Below are 16,819 nucleotides of genomic sequence, written 5' to 3' on the forward strand. Positions count from 1 at the left end.
TTTAGCCCTCCCTTGAAGGAAATGAGTGTAACCGAAGGGAAATGTGTTCGACGTTAAGCGGCGACCGGTTTCAGGGTTTCGCCATGCTTGACTCGCTCAGGCGCTTTATGAACCATTGTATAGGCATAATCGACGCCCATGCCGTAAGCTCCGGAATGCTCACGAACGATGTCCATTACGGCGTCGTAGGTATCCCGGTGGGCCCAGTCGCGCTGCCATTCCAATAACACCTGCTGCCAGGTCATAGGAATGATACCAACCTGAATCATGCGCTGCATGGCATAGTCATGCGCTTCCTTAGAGGTGCCGCCGGATGCATCGGCCACCATGTAAATTTCATATCCGCCGTCCAACATGGCAGACAGGGCGAAGCTGTTATTGCAGACCTCCGTCCAGAGGCCGGAAACGATGACCTTGTTCTTGCCGTTCTTCTTCAACGCATCCCGGACTTTCTGGTCGTCCCAGGAATTCATCGACGTCCGCTCCAGGATTGGGCTTTCCGGGAAGACATCGAGAAGTTCCGGGTATGTATGGCCGGAAAAGCTCTCTGTCTCGACCGTTGTAATCGTGGTCGGAATATTGAATACTTTGGCGGCCTTAGCCAGTCCAACGGTGTTATTTTTCAGGACCTGGCGGTCGATTGATTGAACCCCGAACGCCATCTGCGGCTGATGATCGATAAAAATCAGCTGGCAGTTTGTCGGGGTGAGTAGTTCCAGTTTGGATTTAGACATGTTTTTTCCTTTTCTGATGTTAGGATGTCGCAAATTCGGAACTCAAGTCGAACAAGAGAAATTCCGAGGATTTGTCATGGATCGATTTTAATGTCAGGGGCCCCTCCTCTTCATGAATACCGAGCCCATCTCCTTCGCCGTAAAAATTACCGCCAATATCCAGATATCCGCTCACGATCTGGATCCAGAGCATTCGCTTGGGCTTTATGGTGAAGGAAACCGCCTGACCTTTCATCAACAGGCTGGTATAGAGATCGACATCCTGATGGATGGTGATCGACCCGTCGCGGCCATCGCGAGAACCAATCAGCAGCAAGGTGTTTTCCCGGCGCACGAGTGGGAAGCTTTTCTGCTCGTAGCCCGGCGTCAGGCCCTTTGTATCCGGAACGACCCAAATTTGCAGGAAATGAACTGGATCGGTTTTCGAAGCATTAAACTCACTATGACGAATACCGGTTCCGGCAGTCATGCGCTGGACATCGCCGGGTTTGATGACAGAGCCGGTGCCGATGGAATCCTTATGCTCCAATCCGCCTTCCAGAATATAGGAAATGATCTCCATATCCTGATGGGCATGGGTTTCAAAACCAGCACCGGGCTTTACCCGATCCTCGTTTATCACACGCAGGGCGCCGAACCCCATATACTCCGGGTTATGATAGCTGCCGAAAGAAAAGGAATGGCGGCTATCCAGCCAGCCAAATTTAGCGCGTCCCCGGTCCTCAGATGGTAAAAGTTGCATTCAAATCTCCTCTATAGGTTCGGGCCTGTCCTCAACTTTTAACGAAAGCCAAAAGATCAGTGTTGAAGCGTTCCGGTTCCGTTTGCGCGAGCCCATGTGGAGCCCCCTCGTATATCTTCAATGCCGCCTGCGGCGCGATCTTTGCGGACAGGAGAGCTGCTCCGCCGATCGGCACGATCTGATCGTCCTCGCCATGCACAATGAGGGTCGGCACATCCATCCGTTTGAGGTCTTCGGTGTAGTCAACCTCGGAGAATTCGCGGATACAGTCATACTGTCCGATAACGCCGCCCATCATGCCTTGAAGCCAGAAGTTCTGACGCAGACCGTCAAGTGTCGTGACCCCTTCCCGATTGAAGCCATAAAAAGGCATTGTAAGATCCAGATAGAATTGCGACCGGTTATGCGCGACGCCTGCGCGGATTCCATCGAACACGTCCATGGGTAACCCGCCCGGATTGGCTGGCGTCTTTAACATGATAGGCGGAACCGCGCCGACCAGAACCGCTTTGGCAACCCGTTCCGTCCCGTGACGACCAATATAATGGGCAACTTCGCCGCCACCGGTCGAATGCCCAACAAGAATAAGATCCTTGAGGTCAAGAGCGTCAATTACCGCTGCCAGATCATCTGCGTATGTATCCATGTCGTTGCCTTGAAAAGTCTGATCAGACAGCCCATGACTCCGCCGATCGTGCGCAATTACGCGATATCCGTTCTGGGCAAAAAACAGCATCTGCGCGTCCCATGCATCGCTAGTCAGCGGCCAGCCATGGGAAAACAGTATCGGCTGTCCGCTTCCCCAATCCCGGTAGTAAATCTGTGTTCCGTCTTTCGTCGTAACTTTCGCCATCGGTTGACCTCCGTCATATCGAATTTGAGGTTTGGAATTGTTCGTTGTCTGGGTGTTAGCGCCTAAGGTCAGTCCTGGCATCGAAGCGGCTGCAATCAGACTCCCAACGCCAAGCAATATATTTCGGCGTGACGGGCTTAGATGAAACGGCAAACCTATAGATTTCATTGTGTTATTTCCTTGTTTAACGGTCATCCAGCACGTGATGTATACATTCGAGCAATAGGTCGGCGGCGACAGGCTTTGACAGATAGCATTTGATCCCTTCGGCCAGCGCGCTTCGGCGCACCGCTTCATCGACATAGGCGGTAACAAGGATTGTCGGGATTGGTCTTTCAGACGCTTTGAGTACACGAAACAATGCAATCCCGCTCATCCCCGGCATCCGCACATCGGCAATCAGACAATCGGTCAGCTTCCGACAATTCGAGGCCAGGAACCCGGCAGAACTGCTGAATACCTTCACTGTAAAGCCGAAGGACCGAACCAGACTTGCAATCGCCTCACGAGCCGCATCTTCATCATCGACAATGCTGATTAACAATTTTGGCGACATTTCATCTCGACCTTTTCCAGTGGAGGAAGGCTATTACGCTGTCATCTTTTGCGTGATGAGGAGAATAAGAAACATTGTGGGATGGGAGCAATCGTACTTTGGTATGACGCAGCTAGTGCTTTGGTATCACCAAATCCAATCTGTCGGCAAAGCGAACGAGATCGGGGAGCGATTTCGCCTTCATTTTATGCATCACCTGTGCCCGGTGCGCTTTGACAGTAACCTTGCTCAGATGAATTTCAGCCGCGATCTTCCCTTGCCAGTGCGATGACTTCTTGGAATTGGCTAGTTTCCGGCAGCCTAACTAAGTACCACATTGCAATAAACAAATATCCTTCGTTCTGTTATAATACGGGGTATTGGAACGTCAATTGGGAGTTGAGATGTCACTTATGGGCACTACTGAAGATGACGTTCGGTCCTTCCTGATATCACTCGTACCACCGGGACGGCATCAAACAAATCTGGCCGTCTTTACTGTAATAATGCTTATTTGTGTGCTGGTATTAACCCTGCCGTTTGCCCATATTTATCTGTCGCATACAGAAGTATTCGTTCCCGCATATGCTGCAGCTGTTTTTGTGAATGAGTTGATCACCACCACCCTGTTACTAGTCCTTTATTCGGTTCAACGTTCAACGGCTGTCTTGGCATTGTCCATGGGCTACCTTTTCTCCGGGCTTTTGATCATTCCCTGGGCGGTTACTTTTCCAGATGTGTTTGCTCAGCTGAGGCTACCGGATACAGGCCTGCAAAGTACGGTATGGATAGCAATATCGAGGCGCCTCGGTTTTCCGCTTTTTATACTCGCCTATTTAATGATAAGGGACGATGCACTCTCAATCCGAAAACCATTCCACCGGGTTCGCCGAGCAATAATCGGGTCAATCACAGGAATAAGCTTTCTTGTAGGCGGCATTTGCTTGATAGTTTTTACAAGCGATGATGCGTTGCCGGAAATAATGCGCGACGCGCGAAATATTTCGAGCCTTTGGCAATATGTTCCGGCAACGGCATTATTGTTGTACGCTATCTGTCTCATCACACTTTGGCGCCGCCGACGATCCCTGCTGGATCTATGGTTGATGGTTGTACTTTGCACGTTGATTTTTGAGGTTATTCTTCTGTCCTATTTGGGCGGTGGCCTTCGCCTGAGCGTGGGTTGGTGGTCCGGCAGGTTTTTCGGCTTCGTCTCCGCGACAGTTATCCTGCTTGTCCTGCTTTCGGAAACGACATTGTTGTATGCCCGCCTTGCCCGGTCCATTGCGGCGGAGCGGCGAACGCGTGAGAGCAGGTTGACCGCTATGGAAGCCTTGTCGGCGACAATTGCCCACGAGATCAACCAGCCGCTGGCAAGCATGATCACAAATGCCGATGCGGGGGTACGTTGGCTACAAAAAAGCAAACCTGATCTTGAAGAAACACGTACAGCTCTCGAGCGCATTGTCAGGGATGGCCACCGCGCCGGAAAGGTGGTTGAAAGTGTTCGGTCCATGTTCAGAAAAGGCACCCAAGAACGGGGTCCTGTAGATCTCAACGGTCTGATCGCAGAAGTTCTCCGCTGCAGTCAAAGTGAAGTGACGATCGGCCATGTTACTCTGCAAACGGAAGTTGATAAACAACTGCCTTTGGTGACCGGCAATCAGATCCAGTTGCAACAGGTGGTCTGGAATCTGATCTCCAATGCCATCGACTCCATGCGGCCTGTAACTGACAGGGCGCGTGTTCTTCGCGTTAGCTGTAAACGTCAGAATCGGGATGCCGTGTTGTTTAGCATTGAGGATACGGGCATCGGTATGACGCTTGATGACAAGAATCAAATATTCGAGCCCTTTTATACAACCAAATCTGACGGCATGGGAATGGGGCTCATGTTCTGCAGGGCGATTATTGAATCGCACGGCGGGCAACTGTGGATGAAGGAGAATATTCCACATGGTACAATATTCCTGTTCACGCTGCCGGGCGCGGATGAAATCTTGCCAGACATGAGGGCATCGACATGACGGACGAACAAACAATTGTCTTTATTATCGATGATGATATTTCCGTGCGGGAGTCGCTTACCAGTCTTATGAGGTCGGTCGGGCATGCCGCGGAATCATTTGAATCTACGCATGATTTTTTGATGAGCGAGCGGCCGGAGGGACCCGCCTGCATTGTCCTTGATGTGCGTTTACCGGGACAGAGCGGACTTGAATTTCAACGGGAAACTGCGGGTTTGGGTATTCATCTTCCGATCATTTTTATCTCCGGCCATGGCGATATACCGATGTCTGTCTCGGCAATGAAAGCAGGCGCTATCGAATTTCTTACTAAGCCGTTCCGGGACCAGGACTTGCTGGACGCCGTTCATCGCGGCATCGAGCTTGACCGCAAATGCAAAAGGGACCAGGCACGTCTCGATGGCCTGCAGCAGCGCTATCAGGGTTTGACGCCCCGTGAGCAGGAGGTTATGGCGCTAGTTGTCAATGGACAGCTCAACAAGCAGATTGCGGCTGAACTTCATCTAAGCGAGGTTACTGTCAAAGCGCACCGGGCACAGGTGATGCATAAAATGAAGGCGAAATCGCTTCCCGATCTGGTTCGCTTTGCCGACAGATTGGATTTGGTGATACCAAAGCACTAGTGCTTTCATACCAAAGTACGATTGCCCCCATCCCACAACGTTTCCTATTCTCCTCATCACGCAAAAGATGACAGCGTAATAGCCTTCCCTTACTGGAAAAGATCGAGATGAAATGTCGCCAAAATTGAACTATAGAACTCAACAGGTCGGGAACGTAACGGTATTCTACAGCAAGGTCGGTGCAACGAACGCACCTGTCCTCTTTCTGCTTCACGGCTTCTCCTCATGGAGCACATGTTCCGCGACCTAATTCCACTGCTTGCCGATCGTTATCGCGATAAATGGAAGGAAAGAAAATGGAACATACTATGAAAGCCGCCGTTCTTACCAAGTTCGGGGGGAGCGACGCGTTCGAGATGAGAAACGTCCCCGTACCTTCGGTTGGACCGCGGGAAGTGCGCGTCCGGGTTCAAGCGACAGCGGTCAATCCGCTGGACTACCAGATCAGGCGCGGAGACTATGCCGAATATGTTCCGCTCCCGGCGATCACGGGCCATGATATCTCTGGCGTCATCGAAGAAACCGGCGCCGATGTGAGCGAGTTCGCAGTGGGCGACGAAGTCTACTACACACCTCTTATCTTCGGTGCGCAAGGTTCCTACGCCGAGCAGCACGTCGCTAACGTCGATTTGATCGCGCGAAAGCCGAAGAACCTTAGCCATGAGGAGGCAGCAAGCCTTACCCTGGTTGGCGGGACTGTATGGGAAGCATTCGAAACACGTGCGCAGCTAAGAGCAGGAGAGACGATCCTGATCCATGGAGGCGCCGGTGGAGTTGGCACCATCGCGATCCAGGTTGCCTAAGCAATGGGGGCTCAAGTCTTCACTACGGCAAGCCGAAAAAATCACGATTTCGTAAAGGAGCTTGGTGCAGATTTTGCCATTGATTACCAAACGGAGGACTATGTCGAAGTGGTCAACGACCTCACGGGCGGCGCAGGAGTCGACGTGGTCTTCGATACAATTGGGGGCGATGCACTTACCAGGAGCCCATTAGCTCTTGCGCAGATGGGTCGAGTAGTGACGTTGGTAGATATCGCCCAACCCCAGAACCTCATCGAAGCCTGGGGCCGCAATGCGTCCTATCACTTCGTCTTTACACGTCAGAACCGGGGGAAACTCGATGCACTGACCCGTCTTGTGGAGCGAGGACTGGTACGGCCTGTTGTTGGCGCGACCTTCCCGCTCGCGCGTATCGGTGAAGCCCATGCGTATCTTGAGGCTGGATCGGCCAACGGCCTGCGCGGGAAAGTGGTCATCACTGTTTAGGGGTATCGTTCCAAATGACGGAGATCGCGATTTTTGTCTGGTCGCGCCCTCCTTGGCAATATCCTTATGTGATCAACAATGTAAGCAGACACTCTGCCCAGCAAAATGGAGGCCAGATTTAATCCGCATTGCTGACTTCGATAATTTGCTAGTCCTGAGTCAACCGAAGGTCTGCTTTTGGAAACTCAGGTTTTGCACAGTGAATGACAGCTTTGGGCGGGGGAGCAGACTTTTGCTGCAGGATGCTTCGATGGCTGGATTGGAGAATGTACCTTCATCGTGGTTTTTCGTAGCTACAATTTTAGTGCCGCAACTGAGCCCCCAGAGCGTTAAGTGGGTGCAGGGAAGAAAGCTTGCAGCGTCCGGTAGATGTCGCATTTCTGTTATGCTACTATCTCAGCGAGTATTTCTTTCGCAAGGTGTATTGATGGCATTTGAAGAGCTTGTTATCTGGTCAGGTCAAGATATACGGCCGGTCTGGCAAAAGGACGCGCTTCGGCGTTTAGCAAAAACCGCAGAATTGACAAACGACGATCTTTCGACACTACGAAAGGTCATTGAGAAGGAAGTTGGTCTCATCAATGAAGAACTCCCGCCTATCACTGCTTTGGCCGCCGAACACTTATCCGATCCGGCGACAGGTGCCCCTCGTACGATTCTCGGCGCGATTGGACCTGTGCGCCGGGTTGATCGGCTAGCGAGCGACCAGCCTTCGATCAAATTCGCGAAGAAAGGTATCACGCTCGTCTACGGCGCAAACGCATCTGGCAAGAGCGGTTACTGCCGAATAGCAAAACAGCTTTGCCGGTCTCAGAGTCCTCAGGAGCTCAAAGGCAATGTCTACGATGCTCCCGCTGATCCGCCGGAGGTTGATTTTGCATTCGGCATCGAAGGAGGAAAACCCGAGCGACAAGAGGCGACTTGGCGTCATGGCGATTCCTCTCCGCCGGAATTGGCACGAATATCAGTCTTCGACACAGCGACCGCCCGCGTCTATGTTGATAGAAATCGCAAGGTCGAGTTCCTTCCCTACGAACTTGACCTTCTAAACAAACTGGCTTTGGCAGCTAGGTCCCTGGACGGTGACTTTGAGGCACGGGAAAATGCGATAGATGCCGCGATCCGAACACCTCTTCCCGGCGGCTATTCGGAAGGCACTGCTGTTTCCCAAACTATTGCAAAGCTTGTACCTGAAACCGTTAAGGCTGATCTTCCCGAAGAAGCGGAGCTGCGCGCACTTGCCGAATGGAATGATGAAAAGGAAGCTACGCTTCAAAGTCTGAGCGAAGAAATTCGTGCCGATCCCAAGGCGCGATTGCGGACTCACAAATCAGCGATGCAGGAACTTGAAAACGTCAAGACCGAACTCTCAGGCCACCTCGCGCTCCTTGCCGACGATGCCATTGCCAAGATCAGAGATGCGCATACCGATATGACGACAAAGGCCGCGGCAGCCAAAGCCGCGGCACAAGGCTTGGGAAAGGGAATGCCAATTTCCGAAATCGGCTCGGAATCCTGGCAGAAGATGCTTCTTTACGCTCGTGAATTTGCTGGTGAAGTCTTTTCAGAGCACGATGACCCGAAGCTCGTCAACGGCGAAACGTGTGTTCTTTGCCAGCAGTCCTTGGAGGATAAAGCGTCGGCGCGGCTAACAAAATTCGATGAGTATATTTCAGGTCGCGCTTCCAGGGACAGCCAAGCGGCGGTGGATAGTTACGAGGCGCTTGTCGCTTCGGTAAATACCCTTCGCCTTAACACGCCGGATCAAGCCAAAGTGCTCCTTGATGTCTATGGCGGGATAAGTGATGACCGTCGGGTCCATGCCGACAAAATTGCCCAAGCCTACGTTGTACTCGCTTCGCGTCTTGAGGCGGTAAAGGCGATGGTCGAAGCGGGTGCTTTCGACGATGTGGATGCTATGGAAGTCATTCAGAACGATCTCATCCATGAGATTTATATAGCGCTCGCTAAGCTTGGAGAGCAGATTGACGCTCTGGAGAACACAGGTACTGATGAAGAACGTCTTAAAGAACTCGCATCCCAAATGACGGAGCTCGAAGATACTAAAAAGCTGAGCCAAGATATTGAAATTGTGATCACTCGGCTCAAGCAGCTTGTGGAACGTCTCAAGATCAAGGAGGCGCGCAAAAAATGTGCCTCTGGTCCCATCGCGCGACAGCTAACAACCCGCCGCCGCGCACTCTTAACCGACAGTTTGAAAACGCAGCTCACGAAAGAGCTTGAGACACTCAAACTCTCGCACATTCCCATCGACCTTTCGGACCGGAGTGTTGGCCCAGATAGTGTGATCGAAGTTGGTCTTACTGCCAGTCAGCGCGTGGCGAACAACAGTGATGTGTTGAGCGAGGGCGAACAAAGGGCACTCGCACTGTCTTGTTTTCTTGCCGAACTTATCGAGGTCGGAGCGGAACATGGCATCATTGTCGATGATCCAGTCTCTTCACTTGACCATTTCCGCATGGAAGCTGTGGCAAAGCGGCTTGTGGCGGAGGCAAAGGCTGGCCGCCAAGTCGTTATCTTTACGCACAATATCATGTTTCATTACATGATAGAAAATGAGGCGCGTCGTGCTGATATTCCCAGCCACACTGAATGGATGTCAAGCCAGGATGGAACTAAATTCGGAATCATTGATGACTCAGGAAGGCCAAACCACACCAAGAAAGCAAAGACGCGTATAGGTGAACTCAATGAAGCAAAAGCCAAGTTGTTTAAAGACGGATATGATCCAGCGGTACCGGCATGTCGTGATCCGCTCACGGCTATCTATACGCTAATGCGCGAGACTTGGGAGAGGATCGTCGAAGAAATCTTGTTTAACGGCACGATTCAGCGGTTTCGCCCGGAAGTAATGACGCAAAGCCTCAAACATGCCTGTTACGTTCCAGCAGATGACTACCCGGCGATCTTTGAAGGAATGAAGCGATGCTCGCATTATTCCGGCCACGATAAGGCGGCAGATTTACCGCTAGACTTGCCGGCAAAGGAAGATATTGAAGCGGACCTGCAGGCCCTAGTCGATTTCTACAAGAAGGTCTCTGAAAGAAAAGCTACTTTGGAGAAAGGGCGTACTTACGAGAAGGGGCCCGAGCCAGAGTTTCTTTGAGCAGACGTCAGCAAAGCCGCCATTCGTTACTCATTGCTCCAACGGCAGCTCAGGGCCAAAATTGCCATTGCGGGTATACATACCGAAGGTCTTGAAGGGGCTCGGAGTTGTTGTTCACATCAAATTCAGCCGATGTCTCTTTTTGGCACACTGTCACCATTTGATTTTGGCTACTGAGCGATCATTTTTGTCTCGAAATAGCAGTTAGCGACATTTCCAGCCCTACCATATCGACTTTATTGGCTATCGCGATACTAAATTTAGCAAGTCTTTCGTGACGGGCTTTTTCCATGTAGACGAACCAGCGAAACATCCTCCCAAGCTTCATGGAAACATACAAAACTTTGGATCAGCTATAAGGGGGCAGGACAGGTCACGTCTTTCCAACCGAGGCTCTATTATTTCAATAGCTTAGATGCCACTTTGGTCACGTCTTTCACGGCTCTGTCCACAGATTTTCCTCTCGTCGAATTTTATATTCTGCTCATGAACTAACCCGAACTCTTTCGAGGTTAGAAGTAGAGATGAGGTTCAGAATGACTAATTTGACACAAGACCAGCTGGCGGATCGCTGGCATATGTCACCACGAACACTGGAACAATGGCGCTGGCTTGGAAAAGGGCCCGTTTTCCTGAAGATCGGGGCAAGGGTGCTCTACCCTGAAGACCGGATCGAGGAGTATGAGTCAACCCAGCTCTGCCAGAACACCTCCGGCCCACTAACCTCGGATAGTGTCCTCAACAGATACCCCCTTAAATGTAACCTTGGAAATTGAGAGTAAAGCCAATGTCAAAACACATATCAAATAACCTCCGGATCAAGCGTAAATACCTTCTCTGGCTGAAAGATGCCAAAGGCCTCTCTGAAGCATCCATCGATAAGGCTGCTGCTGCCATTTCAGTCTACGAACAGTTTCTTGAAAAGAAGGATTTTCGCGCTTTCCACTCAGAACGGGCTCGGGCATTCAAGCGCTTTCTATCCTCCCGGAAGAATGAGCGTACTGGCGCCGATCTCTCCCAGAGTTCGATAAACGGAATTCTCCGGGAACTCAAAAGTTTCTATTCCTGGCTGGCGGATCAGGCGGGCTATAAGTCAAGGGTAACCCATTCTGATGCGGCCTATCTCACACCGGACCGCAAGTCAGAGACCGCCCGGCGAGGTTCCCTGTGGAAGCCGCACCCTTCATGTGAGCAGGTTCACTATTTACTGCAGTCCATGCCTGTTGATACTGTCATACAGCGACGTGACCGCGCCTTAATCGCCTTTCTTTTTCTTACAGCCTCGCGTGAGGGCGCAGCCATCTCTCTTCGAATAGGTCATGTCGATCTTCTTAATGCCTGCGTTCAGTTCGATGGCCGGACAGCGAACACCAAGTTTGGCAAGACCTTTGTCACAGGCTTTTTTCCTGTAGGCGAACCAGCGGAACAGATTGTCTGCGACTGGATTAGCGAGTTGAAGTCTGTGCATCTTTATTCGGCAAGTGATCCTTTATTCCCAAAGACAAAAATCGGGATTGGAAAAACCCGACGATTTGAGGCAATGGGTATTACCCGAGAGCCTTGGGCCAACCCGTCATCTGCAGCCCAGATATTCAAGCAGGCATTTACGGATGCAGGACTACCCCCCTTCTCGCCTCACAGGATACGCAACACAATTGCAGAACTCGCAAAGGATCATTGCCGGACACCTGAGGATTATACCGCCTGGTCGCAAAACATGGGGCATGATGACCCGCTTACGACCATACATTCATATGGTTCTGTCGCTCAGGGGCGCCAGGTCGAGTTGTTTAAAAAATATCGTGAACGTGGACCGCTTGATGATGACGACAAGAATGGATAGATGCCAATATAGACCTAAACTTTGCTCCTCATGAAGACCCTCGTCTGTTCAGGGTTCAGGCGATATCCATGCCACGGTAAATTCTCGACCAGTATTTTACCATGCTCTGAATTTAGACCCGCAGAGAGAAACTTTTTCGCAAGCCGGTTACGGGCGCGTTTCACATTTTGTCGAACCGCTTCTTCACTAGAAAGACCAAGCTTTTTACGGAGGCTGAGCGCTGGTATCGCCGGATAATCAAGCAGGTTAAGGCCCTGACCTGCAGCTTCCAGATGTTTCTCCGCCAACACCGACAACAACTGGTATGCTGCTCCCCGCAGCTCCACCATTTCATTGATAGTAAGTGTTTTGCGTTTGCCATCGAAGACAAGCTGGAGCGGCTCTAATGGCATGATCTTTACATTTTCACTAGAAGCTATTCCGAATAAAATTGTTACCTGTTCCTGCTGTAGTTCACCGAACATAGACGGGAGGCTATCAGATGGAAAATCATCAGGATGACTGGTCGACTTAATATCCTTCATTATTTTAATGACACCCGCCCCATGACGTTTGAGAAGATCAGAGAGGCGCATTAAGGCCACATCCGGGCTTTCATCCAAGTACTTTATCGCAGATAAAACTTCTGGAAAGTGGCGCTCCAATTGATGTGGTGACATCACGTCATATCCAAGAGCATTGCGAACATACGACAGTGCTACCTCCTTATCCTGAACCGACGTTCTGGTGCCCGTCATCAGGTCTACCCGATATGCTTCTTCTGGATCATGTTTTTGTAATCCAGCAGCCATAATGGCAAACCGGCGATCTATGCATTGGGAACAGCGGCCACAATGTACATGTTGCCTTGTCTGGTTGTGGACATCGGCACAGCTTCTTGTATGGGCAATCTGATCCGCCATTCCGAGGTGGAATATTTTCTCAACAACTTCTTTTTTTGTACGCCAGAAAAAAGGGTTATCCACCCGCAGCGGAGTTCCAAAGATACGACTGAACAGAGAGCTGAACCGGGTGAGTGTTTGAGGATGGGTTGTGCGGGTGGCCCGCGTTCCCAGCACATTACCGACAGGCGGAAGGTTGAGGCTGACGATGCCGTTTTCATAAAAGGAAATTCTGTCTTGATCAAAAGCCGCTGCAATTGCCGCCGCAAGTGATGCAAACAGGAACGACCTTGTTCGGTGAGTGCCTTCCTTATTTGTGCCTGCCTTTAGCTGAACTTTCGTCTGGAAATGCTTCAGCTTTTGCGATCCAAGCTTTTGCGCCATTGCTTTCTGGAGTGAATCCTGAATCGGTTTAATCTTGGTTGAGGAGAAATGGCTAATCAGGGCCACCTTGTTTTCGCGTTCAACAATCTCTTCCAGGGCTCCGGCAAAGGAATCCAGTCCACCGGAAAATAACATGACTGTATCAGGTACCCACGAACCCTCATCGCCGAAATCAAAATAACGTTCCCGGTTTAGAGGCTTATCTTTCAATTGGGTAAAAATGAATTCGAACCTGTCTCCCGACAGGAACATCACGGTTTCCTCCAGTTCCTGCTTGATCTCAGTCCGGTTCCAAAGACTTAAGGCCCGCACCGGCATTGTTACAAGGAAGCGTCGGTGCCATTTTGCGCCCATGGCCTGATCTCGCAGGCCGCCCCGGCTGATGCTCGCATCTATGGCATATACGAAAGACGCTATTTCTATCAGATCAATGACATGGGTTGGAAGCGCAGAAACAAGGCTTTTCGTCAGGCTGGTAATTTTTAGGGAAACGCCCTTTAGTTGCCCGTCAATCTCAAACTGCAGCTGCTCATCACCGCTTACATCGGCGATAGGCTCAAGGCAACTGACGTGATGCTCACGCGATTTCGCGGCGGCGGACAAGTTCCGACCTCATCTTCTTGAAAGCATATCGCGTAAATTTATTGATCGCTTCTTGATCCAGATTTTGCTCTTTCCAGATCGTTTTGCCGTACCATCCGCCCGCAAACTCCTCTACAATCCGCGACGCTTCAACCGTATGTTGCGCCAGAGCACTCTCAAATTCACGGCGTTGGGCATCATCCGAGAAACGCTTGTTTGCCCCAGTGTGATTGGCCAGTTCACGGCTTAAATAATAATCAAGGGATTTGTACGTTAGTTTGGCGAAAAAGGCGCGCGCGAGAGGGGCGAAGTTTGCTCCGCTGGAAAAAGACGCCAACGCCTTTCGGATCTCTTGTGGTGTCGGCTCGAATAGCGATGGCAGCCGATGACGGAGCTCGACGGACAATGTTTCGAGAAATGCCGAGCGGGCAAGCTCTCCGGCGTCTGACGAACCACCAAGTTCAAAGAAGCTTTGGTCAATTGAACCGCTGAGATTAGCAAGGAGTGAGGAGACAGACGAAAGCGCGTTAGGATCAAAGTTCAGCCCCGCTAATACCTGATCAAACCCGGGCGAACGCGCCCAAAAGGGCAATTGAACCAGCAGGCTGGTGACATGTTGGAAGGCTGGATCATCAGAGGCACGCCCCAGATCAAGCTCCGATGCCCTTGCAGCAGCGGCAGCAACTTCGTCCAAAGAAGCATCCGCCTCGAGCAGATCAACAACTTCACGCCATTTCTTCGATTGCGGTAAAGTTCCAAGCCGGATATGACCCATATCTATCCCCCGCGTTTAAGAAGATAGATTGTACAATCATTGGTTTCAGGTAAAGAGAAAACAACAAAAATGATGCGTTTCAGGCTTACCTGGCGCTTACCTGACAAAATAAATGGCTCACCGAATGAACGGTAAGCCATTGAAAATATTGGTGACCCCGGCACGACTCGAACGTGCGACCTATTGATTAGAAGTCAATTGCTCTATCCAGCTGAGCTACGGGGCCGTTATCTCGTCTCGGTAACCGCGCTTATCCACGAACCCGTGTATAGGAGAAGTTATCGGCATACGCCTTCAAATGGAGCTGTCGTTTTTTGGGCTCAAAAACCGTAAAGTCGATATTATTGCTTTTACAAAAAGCGATTGCACTTTCCTTGTCGTCAAAGTCGATCGTCACTTCCGCATTCATATCGCGCGACCCTGTCCAGCCCATAAGTGGCTCAACATATCTAGCCTCGGCCGGCGCATATTCAAGGCGCCAATGCTTCGTGCCCTTACGGCCGGACTGCATGGCGTTTTTCGCCGGTTGATATATTCTCGCCTTCGCTACCATTGCGCGCCTACTCTCCAATATGACTGAATACTTCGGCCGGAACGAAATCCATTTCGCCATAGCCGGGAGCTTCCCAGTACAACTCCAATGTCGCGGTGTTTTTCTTTTCGAAATATTTGATGTGGATCGGATACCAGCCCGGTTCAGAAATCTCAACAATTATTTCATCTGAGAAGCGATCGGCATGCACATCCGGGTCTTCATAAATCAGCTTGTCGCCGATGGCAATCCAGACTCCATCGTTGGAATGCACCATAAAAACATAGCGGCCGGGTTTCTCCATCTTGATAAACCCCTTGATGATCGCGCCGACCATATCGTTGCTGTTGGATGTGAGCACATTACCCTGTCCCACCTGATAATTCAGCATAGGAAGAGGAGTTCCCGGCTTACCATCCATATAACCCATATTCTCTTCAAGCTCGCCAATACTGTTGACCTTGACCCCATAATAGGTGACCGCAAGACCGGGCTTCAGATTTGCGGGGTCCGGCTGAGGCGAAACAGGCTTGAGATCCTTAAATGTTTCCGCATTGGCCAAAACGGGCAGCATCACAAGCCCGAGCAACAGAACCATCCATCGCATCCCGAACCTGAAATTCCCATTTTCGTTTAATTTCTTCATCAACTTGGCGCCTCCTCCTGACCACAATATATAATCACATTTTAGTGAAAATTCAGCAGACAGCAATCTAAAGCGCAAAGAGAAGGAAAATTTCAATAAACTGTCAGATTTAATATTAAAATATTTAATAAAAAAAGCCCTGCAATCCATTGAATTGCAAGGCTTTCTTTTTGGTCGGGGCGGCAAGATTCGAACTTGCGACCTCTCGCTCCCAAAGCGAGCGCACTACCAGGCTGTGCTACGCCCCGTTCGGTGAATGTGATGATCTATACTATCAGAGCCCGACCTGCAAGCCGGAATTCACAGCAAAAGCCAATAAATCTTTATCGGCCTGCACGGACATAGTGAAATATCGCGTCTGCCTTAAAAATTACCTTGTTGCCGACTTTCAAATCTCCGCGCACAAAGGCGACGGTGCGCGTGCTCCGGATCACTTCTACATCGGATTCCACCCAATCCCCTTCGCGTGCCGGCGAGAGAAATTCGGAATTCATCTTGATGGTAACGCTGGATCGGCCACTTACATGCCTGACCGCAGCCGCCAGCGCAGAATCGGCGAACGTCATCAACATGCCCCCATGGATAATCTTGATGCTGTTCAGATGCTTCTCCTCTACACGGAAAGCCCGTATCACTTTATCCTTGCTGACAATTTTTCCAAAAAACGGACCATTCGCATCTGTAAAAGGGCCTTTTCCTTGGACGATTTCAAATCCTTCGGGAACAGGAAGGGTTCCGGTAGCTTGTTTATTCATTGTTATTCCGGCAGTTACTCTTTTTCAAAAAGGGGATGGGAAAGCATATCCCCCACCATAATAGACTTCTTTCGCGCGAACCCACCGTTTACTTCCAACACCGCCCGAGCGGGTTTGTCATGCGCGATGATCTCAAGCGAATGAGGTTCAGCCTCATGCTTAATGTAAAGAATTTTCCCGGTCGCATCCACAAAGAACATGTCGAGCGGGATTTCCGTATTCTTCATCCACATGGTAATCGGGCGGGACATTTCAAAATCAAAAAGCATCCCTGTATTTGTTGGCAGATACGTCACATGCATCAGCCCCTTGCTACGTTCGGCGCCGTCATCAGCGACCTCTACATCCAGCACAATTTCTTCATGTGCTGTTTTCACGACAAGGCGTTCCGCCCGTGCCGTGAGAATAGGTGCGAGAGTCGAAAACATCAGTGCCAGACTAAACAGCAAGACAATATACTTTTTCGCAGCATCTATCATAAATCTAGAATAATCCTTTGCCAACAAACGAGA

The 16,819-nt window shown here is 50.6% G+C and carries 16 protein-coding genes, 2 tRNA genes and 2 pseudogenes; 7 read left to right on the forward strand and 13 right to left on the reverse strand.

Features of this window, described 5'->3' with window-relative positions; all coding sequences use genetic code 11:
- Positions 1 to 53: 53 nt before the first annotated feature.
- The 5 genes from LKE13_RS15440 to LKE13_RS18925 form a co-directional block, all read right to left on the reverse strand.
- A complete protein-coding gene (locus LKE13_RS15440) occupies positions 54 to 734 on the reverse strand; it encodes a hydrolase (RefSeq protein WP_227952283.1) in 681 nt (226 codons plus the stop codon).
- Between the two features lie 19 nt (positions 735 to 753).
- Complete coding sequence (locus LKE13_RS15445; RefSeq protein ID WP_227952284.1) at positions 754 to 1,476, reverse strand: pirin family protein; 723 nt, start codon at positions 1,474 to 1,476, stop codon at positions 754 to 756.
- Between the two features lie 31 nt (positions 1,477 to 1,507).
- Positions 1,508 to 2,329 (reverse strand): alpha/beta fold hydrolase, encoded by an 822-nt coding sequence (locus LKE13_RS15450; RefSeq protein WP_227952285.1) that lies wholly within the window; start codon positions 2,327 to 2,329, stop codon positions 1,508 to 1,510.
- 184 nt (positions 2,330 to 2,513) lie between these two features.
- Complete coding sequence (locus tag LKE13_RS15455; RefSeq protein ID WP_227952286.1) at positions 2,514 to 2,885, reverse strand: response regulator transcription factor; 372 nt, start codon at positions 2,883 to 2,885, stop codon at positions 2,514 to 2,516.
- A gap of 112 nt (positions 2,886 to 2,997) precedes the next feature.
- Positions 2,998 to 3,135, reverse strand: a complete 138-nt coding sequence (locus LKE13_RS18925; protein ID WP_227952433.1) for a LuxR C-terminal-related transcriptional regulator — start codon at positions 3,133 to 3,135, stop codon at positions 2,998 to 3,000.
- A gap of 133 nt (positions 3,136 to 3,268) precedes the next feature.
- Here LKE13_RS18925 and LKE13_RS15465 point away from each other — a divergent pair, with 133 nt between their 5' ends.
- From LKE13_RS15465 to LKE13_RS15495, 7 genes and pseudogenes are all read left to right on the forward strand, one after another.
- A complete protein-coding gene (locus tag LKE13_RS15465) occupies positions 3,269 to 4,891 on the forward strand; it encodes an MASE4 domain-containing protein (RefSeq protein ID WP_227952287.1) in 1,623 nt (540 codons plus the stop codon).
- Positions 4,888 to 5,514: a response regulator transcription factor gene (locus LKE13_RS15470; RefSeq protein WP_227952288.1), complete on the forward strand. Its 627-nt coding sequence runs from the start codon at positions 4,888 to 4,890 to the stop codon at positions 5,512 to 5,514. The genes LKE13_RS15465 and LKE13_RS15470 overlap by 4 nt, the downstream gene beginning before the upstream one ends.
- Before the next feature lie 112 nt (positions 5,515 to 5,626).
- Positions 5,627 to 5,790, forward strand: a pseudogene (locus LKE13_RS18930) (alpha/beta fold hydrolase); the annotation flags it as partial.
- Positions 5,791 to 5,810: 20 nt separating this feature from the next.
- Positions 5,811 to 6,782 (forward strand): annotated as a pseudogene (locus LKE13_RS18935) (zinc-dependent alcohol dehydrogenase family protein).
- Between the two features lie 427 nt (positions 6,783 to 7,209).
- Positions 7,210 to 9,909: an AAA family ATPase gene (locus tag LKE13_RS15485; RefSeq protein WP_227952291.1), complete on the forward strand. Its 2,700-nt coding sequence runs from the start codon at positions 7,210 to 7,212 to the stop codon at positions 9,907 to 9,909.
- A gap of 536 nt (positions 9,910 to 10,445) precedes the next feature.
- Positions 10,446 to 10,685 (forward strand): helix-turn-helix domain-containing protein, encoded by a 240-nt coding sequence (locus tag LKE13_RS15490; RefSeq protein ID WP_227952292.1) that lies wholly within the window; start codon positions 10,446 to 10,448, stop codon positions 10,683 to 10,685.
- Positions 10,686 to 10,696: 11 nt separating this feature from the next.
- Positions 10,697 to 11,752, forward strand: coding sequence for a tyrosine-type recombinase/integrase (locus tag LKE13_RS15495; protein WP_227952293.1), 1,056 nt, complete (start codon positions 10,697 to 10,699; stop codon positions 11,750 to 11,752).
- Between the two features lie 14 nt (positions 11,753 to 11,766).
- Here the strand turns inward: LKE13_RS15495 and LKE13_RS15500 are convergent, their stop codons facing one another.
- From LKE13_RS15500 to LKE13_RS15535, 8 genes are all read right to left on the reverse strand, one after another.
- Positions 11,767 to 13,620, reverse strand: coding sequence for a 7-cyano-7-deazaguanine synthase (locus LKE13_RS15500; RefSeq protein ID WP_227952294.1), 1,854 nt, complete (start codon positions 13,618 to 13,620; stop codon positions 11,767 to 11,769).
- The gene (locus tag LKE13_RS15505; protein ID WP_227952295.1) at positions 13,595 to 14,374 is read right to left on the reverse strand and encodes a hypothetical protein; all 780 of its coding nucleotides are present in this window, start codon (positions 14,372 to 14,374) and stop codon (positions 13,595 to 13,597) included. Before LKE13_RS15505 ends, LKE13_RS15500 begins: the two co-directional genes overlap by 26 nt.
- A gap of 149 nt (positions 14,375 to 14,523) precedes the next feature.
- Positions 14,524 to 14,600 (reverse strand) — tRNA-Arg (locus LKE13_RS15510).
- 24 nt (positions 14,601 to 14,624) lie between these two features.
- Positions 14,625 to 14,885 (reverse strand): ETC complex I subunit, encoded by a 261-nt coding sequence (locus LKE13_RS15515; protein ID WP_415776539.1) that lies wholly within the window; start codon positions 14,883 to 14,885, stop codon positions 14,625 to 14,627.
- A gap of 49 nt (positions 14,886 to 14,934) precedes the next feature.
- Positions 14,935 to 15,552 (reverse strand): PA14 domain-containing protein, encoded by a 618-nt coding sequence (locus tag LKE13_RS15520; RefSeq protein ID WP_227952297.1) that lies wholly within the window; start codon positions 15,550 to 15,552, stop codon positions 14,935 to 14,937.
- 171 nt (positions 15,553 to 15,723) lie between these two features.
- Positions 15,724 to 15,800: transfer RNA gene (locus LKE13_RS15525), tRNA-Pro, on the reverse strand.
- A 75-nt stretch (positions 15,801 to 15,875) separates the two neighbouring features.
- Entirely contained in the window at positions 15,876 to 16,307 is a 432-nt protein-coding gene (locus LKE13_RS15530) for a PaaI family thioesterase (protein ID WP_227952298.1), read from the reverse strand.
- Positions 16,308 to 16,321: 14 nt separating this feature from the next.
- Positions 16,322 to 16,786, reverse strand: coding sequence for a DUF192 domain-containing protein (locus LKE13_RS15535; protein ID WP_227952299.1), 465 nt, complete (start codon positions 16,784 to 16,786; stop codon positions 16,322 to 16,324).
- Positions 16,787 to 16,819 lie beyond the last annotated feature (33 nt).

The sequence above is a fragment of the Sneathiella sp. HT1-7 genome (assembly GCF_020731145.1).
GTDB lineage: Bacteria > Pseudomonadota > Alphaproteobacteria > Sneathiellales > Sneathiellaceae > Sneathiella.

Bases quoted from the DNA above. Each gene is read 5' to 3' on its own strand.
- LKE13_RS15465 (WP_227952287.1), top strand. From the start codon at position 3,269: ATGTCACTTATGGGCACTACTGAAGATGACGTTCGGTCCTTCCTGATA.
- LKE13_RS15535 (WP_227952299.1), bottom strand. From the start codon at position 16,786: ATGATAGATGCTGCGAAAAAGTATATTGTCTTGCTGTTTAGTCTGGCA.
- LKE13_RS15470 (WP_227952288.1), top strand. From the start codon at position 4,888: ATGACGGACGAACAAACAATTGTCTTTATTATCGATGATGATATTTCC.
- LKE13_RS15445 (WP_227952284.1), bottom strand. From the start codon at position 1,476: ATGCAACTTTTACCATCTGAGGACCGGGGACGCGCTAAATTTGGCTGG.
- LKE13_RS15490 (WP_227952292.1), top strand. From the start codon at position 10,446: ATGACTAATTTGACACAAGACCAGCTGGCGGATCGCTGGCATATGTCA.
- LKE13_RS15505 (WP_227952295.1), bottom strand. From the start codon at position 14,374: ATGGGTCATATCCGGCTTGGAACTTTACCGCAATCGAAGAAATGGCGT.
- LKE13_RS15485 (WP_227952291.1), top strand. From the start codon at position 7,210: ATGGCATTTGAAGAGCTTGTTATCTGGTCAGGTCAAGATATACGGCCG.
- LKE13_RS15520 (WP_227952297.1), bottom strand. From the start codon at position 15,552: ATGAAGAAATTAAACGAAAATGGGAATTTCAGGTTCGGGATGCGATGG.
- LKE13_RS15455 (WP_227952286.1), bottom strand. From the start codon at position 2,885: ATGTCGCCAAAATTGTTAATCAGCATTGTCGATGATGAAGATGCGGCT.
- LKE13_RS15440 (WP_227952283.1), bottom strand. From the start codon at position 734: ATGTCTAAATCCAAACTGGAACTACTCACCCCGACAAACTGCCAGCTG.
- LKE13_RS15495 (WP_227952293.1), top strand. From the start codon at position 10,697: ATGTCAAAACACATATCAAATAACCTCCGGATCAAGCGTAAATACCTT.
- LKE13_RS15530 (WP_227952298.1), bottom strand. From the start codon at position 16,307: ATGAATAAACAAGCTACCGGAACCCTTCCTGTTCCCGAAGGATTTGAA.
- LKE13_RS15515 (WP_415776539.1), bottom strand. From the start codon at position 14,885: ATGCAGTCCGGCCGTAAGGGCACGAAGCATTGGCGCCTTGAATATGCG.
- LKE13_RS15450 (WP_227952285.1), bottom strand. From the start codon at position 2,329: ATGGCGAAAGTTACGACGAAAGACGGAACACAGATTTACTACCGGGAT.